This is a genomic window from Citrobacter sp. wls827, assembly GCF_005280875.1.
GTDB lineage: Bacteria > Pseudomonadota > Gammaproteobacteria > Enterobacterales > Enterobacteriaceae > Citrobacter > Citrobacter youngae.
This window is the reverse complement of record NZ_SZWR01000012.1, coordinates 417,006-424,147: the sequence shown is the minus strand read 5'-3', so window position 1 is coordinate 424,147 and position 7,142 is coordinate 417,006. Positions and strand designations below refer to the sequence as shown.

At 53.2% G+C, this 7,142-nt stretch carries 9 protein-coding genes and 1 pseudogene; 9 read left to right on the top strand and 1 reads right to left on the bottom strand.

Annotation, left to right across the window (positions count from 1 at the left end; translation table 11 throughout):
• The 9 genes from thpR to panD all read left to right on the top strand — a co-directional run.
• Positions 1-463: RNA 2',3'-cyclic phosphodiesterase (gene thpR, locus FDX03_RS08825; RefSeq protein WP_249357021.1), on the top strand; the 463-nt coding region annotated here is incomplete at its 5' end.
• Positions 464-478: 15 nt separating this feature from the next.
• Positions 479-1,183, top strand: coding sequence for a DNA/RNA nuclease SfsA (gene sfsA, locus FDX03_RS08820; RefSeq protein WP_061067266.1), 705 nt, complete (start codon positions 479-481; stop codon positions 1,181-1,183).
• A 177-nt stretch (positions 1,184-1,360) separates the two neighbouring features.
• Positions 1,361-1,816 carry an RNA polymerase-binding protein DksA gene (gene dksA, locus FDX03_RS08815; protein WP_003829221.1) on the top strand — a complete coding sequence of 152 codons (456 nt, stop codon included), beginning with the start codon at positions 1,361-1,363 and terminating at the stop codon, positions 1,814-1,816.
• A gap of 96 nt (positions 1,817-1,912) precedes the next feature.
• Positions 1,913-2,809, top strand: a complete 897-nt coding sequence (gene gluQRS / locus FDX03_RS08810; RefSeq protein ID WP_005124711.1) for a tRNA glutamyl-Q(34) synthetase GluQRS — start codon at positions 1,913-1,915, stop codon at positions 2,807-2,809.
• A 71-nt stretch (positions 2,810-2,880) separates the two neighbouring features.
• Positions 2,881-4,275 (top strand): polynucleotide adenylyltransferase PcnB, encoded by a 1,395-nt coding sequence (gene pcnB / locus FDX03_RS08805; RefSeq protein ID WP_204266837.1) that lies wholly within the window; start codon positions 2,881-2,883, stop codon positions 4,273-4,275.
• Complete coding sequence (gene folK, locus FDX03_RS08800) at positions 4,272-4,751, top strand: 2-amino-4-hydroxy-6-hydroxymethyldihydropteridine diphosphokinase (RefSeq protein WP_048212665.1); 480 nt, start codon at positions 4,272-4,274, stop codon at positions 4,749-4,751. The genes pcnB and folK overlap by 4 nt, the downstream gene beginning before the upstream one ends.
• A 120-nt stretch (positions 4,752-4,871) precedes the next feature.
• Positions 4,872-5,663, top strand: coding sequence for a 3-methyl-2-oxobutanoate hydroxymethyltransferase (panB, locus tag FDX03_RS08795; RefSeq protein WP_137345804.1), 792 nt, complete (start codon positions 4,872-4,874; stop codon positions 5,661-5,663).
• Positions 5,664-5,672: 9 nt separating this feature from the next.
• A complete protein-coding gene (gene panC, locus FDX03_RS08790) occupies positions 5,673-6,527 on the top strand; it encodes a pantoate--beta-alanine ligase (RefSeq protein WP_061067264.1) in 855 nt (284 codons plus the stop codon).
• 94 nt (positions 6,528-6,621) lie between these two features.
• Complete coding sequence (gene panD / locus FDX03_RS08785) at positions 6,622-7,002, top strand: aspartate 1-decarboxylase (protein ID WP_000621526.1); 381 nt, start codon at positions 6,622-6,624, stop codon at positions 7,000-7,002.
• Positions 7,003-7,007: 5 nt separating this feature from the next.
• Here the strand turns inward: panD and FDX03_RS23185 are convergent.
• A pseudogene (locus tag FDX03_RS23185) lies at positions 7,008-7,142 on the bottom strand (polysaccharide deacetylase family protein); the annotation flags it as partial.

The following is a 7,142-nucleotide window of genomic DNA, read 5'->3' as shown; positions in this document are numbered from 1 at the left end:
CTGGCGAGCCGCACAATTTCCGCCAGAGGCGGGCCGTCCGGTCGCCGCAGACAATCTGCACCTGACGCTGGCTTTTTTAGGGAATGTGAGTGCCGAGAAACAGCAGGCGCTATCACAACTGGCTGGACGCATTCGCCAGCCGGCGTTCACGCTCAGGCTGGACGATGCAGGGCAATGGCTGCGTTCGCGGGTTGTGTGGCTGGGAATGCGTCAGCCGCCACGCGGGTTATTGCAACTGGCCAATATGCTGCGAGCACAGGCCGCACGCAGCGGATGCTACCAGAGCCCACAGCCCTTTCACCCGCATATCACGCTCTTGCGCGATGCCAGTCATGCAGTCGCCATCCCGCCACCCGGTTTTTGCTGGTCATTTCCGGTTACGGAGTTTGCGCTTTATGCCTCGTCATTTGAGCGAGGACGCACTCGCTATTCAACCTTGCAACGCTGGGTGCTGAGCAAATAATCAAGGGTATTATTCATGCAATTTTCTCCCCCTTTACAACGCGCTACGCTAATTCAGCGCTATAAACGTTTTTTAGCGGATGTGATCACACCGGATGGCACAACCTTGACGCTACACTGCCCAAATACCGGAGCAATGACCGGATGCGCAACCCCGGGTGATACCGTCTGGTATTCAACATCAGAAAATATTAAGCGGAAATATCCACATACCTGGGAATTAACGCAAACCGCATCTGATGCATTTATTTGTGTTAACACGCTATGGGCCAATCGCTTAACGAAAGAGGCTATTCAGAATGAACTCATTGCGGAGCTTTCTGGCTACAGCGTGTTGAAAAGTGAAGTAAAATACGGCGCAGAAGGCAGCCGTATTGATTTTTTGTTACAGGCAGATTCCCGGACTGACTGCTATATTGAAGTAAAATCAGTCACGTTGGCGGAAAAAGAGTATGGTTATTTTCCCGATGCCATAACTGAACGAGGTCAGAAACATCTTCGGGAATTGATGAGCGTAGCGGCTGAAGGTAAACGTGCCGTCATATTTTTCGCGGTACTACATTCAGCCATTACACGGTTTTCACCCGCGCGCCATATCGATGCAAAATATGCGCAGTTATTAGTCGAAGCACAGCTAAAGGGGGTCGAAATTCTGGTTTATAAAGCGGAACTTTCTGCCCATGGTATGACTCTTAAAGAGCCGTTGCCCATTGCCTTGTAATGGTGTAAACAACGGGTTAATTAATATTCTGGCCGCGTGCGCAAATACGCTTTTCCTCACAGGGTTGTCAAGTGTTACGTATAGATAATTGCTATCCGGAAAAGCATCTGCTATTTATAGCGACCTGATTTTTCCCCCGAACATGGGGATCGATAGTGCGTGTTAAGGAGAAGCAACATGCAAGAAGGGCAAAACCGTAAAACATCGTCCCTGAGTATTCTCGCCATCGCTGGGGTGGAGCCGTACCAGGAGAAACCGGGCGAAGAGTATATGAACGAAGCCCAGCTGTCGCACTTCAGGCGTATTCTTGAAGCATGGCGTAATCAACTCAGGGATGAAGTCGATCGCACTGTGACTCATATGCAGGACGAAGCGGCTAACTTCCCTGATCCGGTTGACCGTGCCGCACAGGAAGAAGAATTCAGCCTTGAGCTGCGTAACCGTGACCGTGAGCGCAAACTGATCAAAAAGATCGAGAAGACACTGAAGAAAGTAGAAGACGAAGATTTCGGCTACTGCGAATCATGCGGCGTAGAAATTGGTATTCGTCGTCTGGAAGCCCGTCCAACAGCCGATCTGTGCATCGACTGCAAAACGCTGGCAGAAATTCGCGAAAAACAGATGGCGGGTTAATCCGGTAGACTGTTGCATGCCGGGTAGCATTACGCTAATCCGACAGTACCTGGGCGGGAGTTTCTCCCGCCTTATTCTTTTATATTATCCATCGACATGACAGACAAACCCTACATTGGCCGTTTTGCCCCTTCACCTTCCGGTGAACTGCATTTTGGTTCCCTGGTAGCCGCCCTCGGCAGTTATCTGCAGGCCCGTGCACAGCGCGGAATCTGGCGGGTACGCATTGAAGATATCGATCCCCCTCGTGAAGTTCCCGGTGCTGCAGAGACGATTCTGCGTCAGCTGGAACATTATGGACTGCACTGGGATGGCGAAATCATGTGGCAGTCGCAACGCCATGACGCCTACCGTGAGGCACTGGCCTGGTTACAACAACAAGATTTAAGTTACTACTGTACCTGCACACGCGCCCGTATTCAGAGTATTGGCGGGATTTACGACGGTCATTGCCGTGCGTTACGCCACGGGCCGGAAAATGCAGCGGTACGCATCAAGCAACAGCATCCCGTTTTACACTTTAACGACCTGCTGCGCGGCAATATTCACACCGACCCAGAGCTTGCACGGGAAGACTTTATTATCCACCGACGCGACGGACTGTTTGCTTATAACCTTGCAGTAGTGGTTGATGACCACTTCCAGGGAGTAACAGAGATTGTACGCGGCGCGGATCTCATCGAACCGACTGTACGCCAAATTTCGTTGTATCAACAGTTCGGTTGGCAAGTACCGGACTATATTCATCTGCCGTTGGCGCTCAACGAGCAAGGCGCTAAACTTTCTAAGCAGAATCATGCGCCTGCCCTGCCGCAAGGCGATCCACGCCCGGTTCTCATCAACGCGTTGCGCTTCCTCGGTCAGAACACTGTAATACCGTGGCAAGCGCTGAGTGTGGAAGAATTACTGCAAACTGCGGTGCAAAATTGGACGCTTACGACTGTGCCGGGTTCAGTGAATGTAAATCCGGCATTCTCAAATGACTCATGCTGAGCTATGATTAGCCGCGATTTTTACACAGCAACACTTGTTCTGACTGAAGTTTGACACTACCGAGGTGCACTATTTTTACCCGAGTCGCTAATTTTTGCCGCAAGGTGCTAAGCCGTGAGGAGCGCGAGGCCGAGCTTGCCGTCGCCCGTCCGCATATGACGGTAATCCCGCGTGAGCAGCACTCTATCTCCCGCAAAGATATCAGTGAAAATGCCCTGAAGGTAATGTACAGGCTCAATAAGGCCGGATACGAGGCATGGCTGGTAGGCGGTGGCGTACGCGATCTTTTGCTGGGCAAAAAGCCGAAAGATTTTGATGTCACCACCAATGCAACACCAGATCAGGTGCGAAAACTGTTTCGTAACTGTCGCCTGGTTGGGCGTCGATTCCGTCTGGCCCATGTCATGTTTGGCCCGGAAATTATCGAAGTTGCGACCTTTCGTGGACACCATGAAGGCAGTGAGTCCGATCGCACCACGTCACAGCGCGGGCAAAACGGTATGCTGCTGCGTGACAACATCTTCGGCTCCATCGAAGAAGATGCCCAGCGCCGCGACTTCACGATTAACAGCCTGTATTACAGCGTGGCCGATTTCACCGTGCGTGATTACGTCGGAGGCATGCAGGATCTCGAAGATGGCGTCATCCGCCTGATTGGTAATCCGGAAACGCGCTACCGCGAAGATCCTGTACGTATGCTGCGTGCCGTGCGCTTTGCCGCCAAACTCGACATGCGTATCAGCCCGGAAACCGCAGAGCCGATCCCACGTCTGGCAACGCTGCTTAACGATATTCCCCCCGCACGCCTGTTTGAAGAAGCGCTCAAACTGTTACAGGCGGGCTACGGGTATGAAACCTATAAAAAACTGCGTGAGTACAGCCTGTTCCAGCCGCTGTTCCCAACCATCACCCGCTATTTCACCGAAGACGGTGACAGCGCGATGGAACGCATCATTGCCCAGGTACTAAAGAATACCGACACCCGTATCCACAATGATATGCGCGTGAATCCGGCATTCTTGTTTGCGGCGATGTTCTGGTACCCGTTACTGGAAGCAGCGCAGAAAATCGCACAGGAAAGCGGTCTGGCCTATTACGACGCTTTCGCACTGGCGATGAACGATGTACTGGACGAAGCCTGCCGCTCGCTGGCTATTCCTAAGCGTCTGACGTCGCTCACCCGTGATATCTGGCAGCTTCAGTTACGCATGTCCCGTCGTCAGGGCAAACGCGCCTGGAAGCTGATGGAGCATCCAAAATTCCGCGCTGCCTACGACTTGTTGGCCCTGCGTGCCGAAGTGGAAAATAACGCCGAACTGCAGCGTCTGGCGCAGTGGTGGGGCGAATTCCAGGTTTCCGCGCCGCCGGAACAAAAAGGCATGTTGAACGAACTCGACGAAGAACCAGAACGCCGCCGCCATCGTCGTCCGCGCAAACGTGCGCCACGTCGCGAAGGTTCCGCGTGACCCTCGCTTATATTGCGCTCGGCAGCAATTTAGCCTCACCTCTGGAGCAGGTTAATGCTGCCGTGCAAGCGATCGGCGACATTCCCGACAGCCGCATCGTCGCCGTTTCCTCGTTTTACCGTACGCCGCCGTTAGGCCCACAGGATCAGCCAGACTACCTGAACGCGGCCGTGGCGCTGGAAACGACTCTCGCGCCCGAAGAACTGCTTAATCACACCCAACGCATTGAGCTACAGCAGGGTCGCGTACGTAAAGCTGAACGCTGGGGCCCGCGTACGCTGGACCTCGACATCATGCTGTTTGGCGATGAAGTGATTAACACCGAACGTCTGACCGTGCCGCACTACGACATGAAGAACCGCGGCTTCATGCTGTGGCCGCTGTATGAAATTGCGCCTGAACTGAGCTTCCCGGACGGAACCAGCCTACATCAACACCTCGCCCAACTCGGTGCAGCAAAACCTGCACACTGGTAAAGTAATCCTTTCCCTTTAGCGTTTACTGCTTTCGCGCCAAACGATTGCTTAAATCAATTGCCCCCCTGAATGTGACTGCTAGAATGCCGTTAAATATGACTTTCACCATCAGGAAATGTTATGAAACCGACAACAATCTCATTGCTGCAAAAATACAAGCAAGAGAAGAAACGCTTCGCGACGATTACGGCTTACGACTACAGCTTCGCGAAACTCTTTGCCGACGAAGGTATCAATGTGATGCTGGTTGGCGACTCGCTGGGCATGACCGTTCAGGGCTATGATTCCACCCTCCCCGTCACCGTTGAAGATATTGCCTACCACACTCGCGCCGTGCGTCGCGGGGCACCCAACTGCCTGCTGCTTTCCGATCTCCCGTTTATGGCCTACGCTACGCCAGAACAAACCTTTGCAAACGCCGCGGTGGTTATGCGTGCGGGCGCCAACATGGTCAAGGTAGAAGGCGGTGCGTGGCTGGTCGATACGGTGAAAATGCTCACCGAACGCGCGGTCCCGGTGTGCGGTCATCTGGGGCTGACCCCGCAGTCCGTCAACATTTATGGTGGCTATAAGGTGCAAGGCCGTGGTGATGCCGGGCAAACGCTGCTCGACGACGCGCTGGCGCTGGAAGCGGCTGGCGCTCAGTTGCTGGTGCTGGAATGCGTACCGGTTGAGCTGGCGAAGCGCGTCACCGATGCGTTGTCGATTCCGGTTATTGGTATTGGCGCAGGTAACGTCACTGATGGACAAATCCTCGTCATGCACGATGCATTTGGCATTACCGGCGGCCATATCCCTAAATTTGCCAAAAATTTCCTCGCTGAAGCGGGCGACATGCGCGCCGCAGTACGGCAGTATATTGCTGAGGTTGAATCCGGCGTCTATCCGGGTGAAGAACACAGTTTCCATTAAGGAGTCCAAGTGTTAATTATTGAAACTCTGCCGCTGCTGCGCCAGCACATTCGTCGTCTGCGTCAGGAAGGCAAACGCGTCGCGCTGGTTCCGACAATGGGCAACCTGCACGACGGCCATATGAAGCTGGTTGATGAAGCAAAGGCTCAGGCTGATGTGGTGATCGTCAGTATTTTTGTCAACCCAATGCAGTTTGACCGTGTGGAAGACCTGGCGCGCTATCCACGCACGCTGCAGGAAGATTGCGAAAAGCTGAACAAACGCAAAGTCGATATCGTCTTTGCGCCATCAGAGAAAGAAATCTATCCGCAGGGCACGGAAGGTCATACCTATGTTGATGTTCCGGGACTGTCTACCATGCTTGAAGGCGCCAGCCGTCCGGGTCACTTCCGTGGTGTTTCCACTATCGTCAGCAAGCTGTTTAATTTGATCCAGCCAGATATCGCCTGCTTTGGCGAGAAGGATTTCCAGCAACTGGCGCTGATCCGCAAAATGGTGGCGGATATGGGTTATGACATTGAGATCGTCGGCGTACCGATTATTCGCGCCAAAGACGGCTTAGCCCTAAGCTCGCGTAACGGCTATCTCACGGCAGAGCAGCGTAAAGTCGCCCCTGGCTTGTACAAAGTGATGAGCCGCATTGGCGAAAAATTACAGGCTGGGGAACGCGATCTGGAAGAGATTATCGCCATTGCTGAACACGAGCTGAATGAAAAAGGCTTCCGCGCCGACGACATTCAGATCCGCGACGCCGACACGCTGCTTGAACTGACTGAAAGCAGTAAACGCGCAGTGATTCTGGTTGCCGCCTGGCTGGGTCAGGCTCGTCTGATCGATAATCAAAGCGTTACATTAGCCCAGTAGACAGGGGTTAAAAATCAGGCAATACTGCCTGAAAATTCTCAAAGCAGGTCAGTAGCACCTGCTTAGCCAAGGTAAACGACAGGGTATAGAAGTTATGATTCGCACCATGCTGCAAGGCAAGCTCCACCGTGTAAAAGTCACGCAGGCGGACCTGCACTATGAAGGCTCCTGCGCCATCGACCAGGATTTCCTTGATGCCTCCGGTATTCTGGAAAATGAAGCTATTGATATCTGGAACGTGACGAATGGGAAACGTTTCTCAACCTATGCAATTGCGGCTGAACGCGGCTCCAGAATCATCTCGGTGAACGGTGCGGCAGCGCATTGTGCAGAGGTTGGCGACATTGTGATTATCGCCAGCTTCGTCACCATGTCTGATGAAGAAGCCCGTACATGGCGCCCGAAAGTGGCTTACTTTGAAGGCGACAACGAAATGAAGCGTACCGCGAAAGCTATTCCGGTACAGGTTGCCTGATAGCCTTACCCCTGCGGCTGGTTGCTTATCAGCCGCGACATCGTCTCCAGCGAATCCGTTCTTAAAATATAAAGCCTTTTCAATAAGAACGGATTATCTCCCGGCTTAACCTTCCCTCTCACCGTGGTGACCGCCATGTG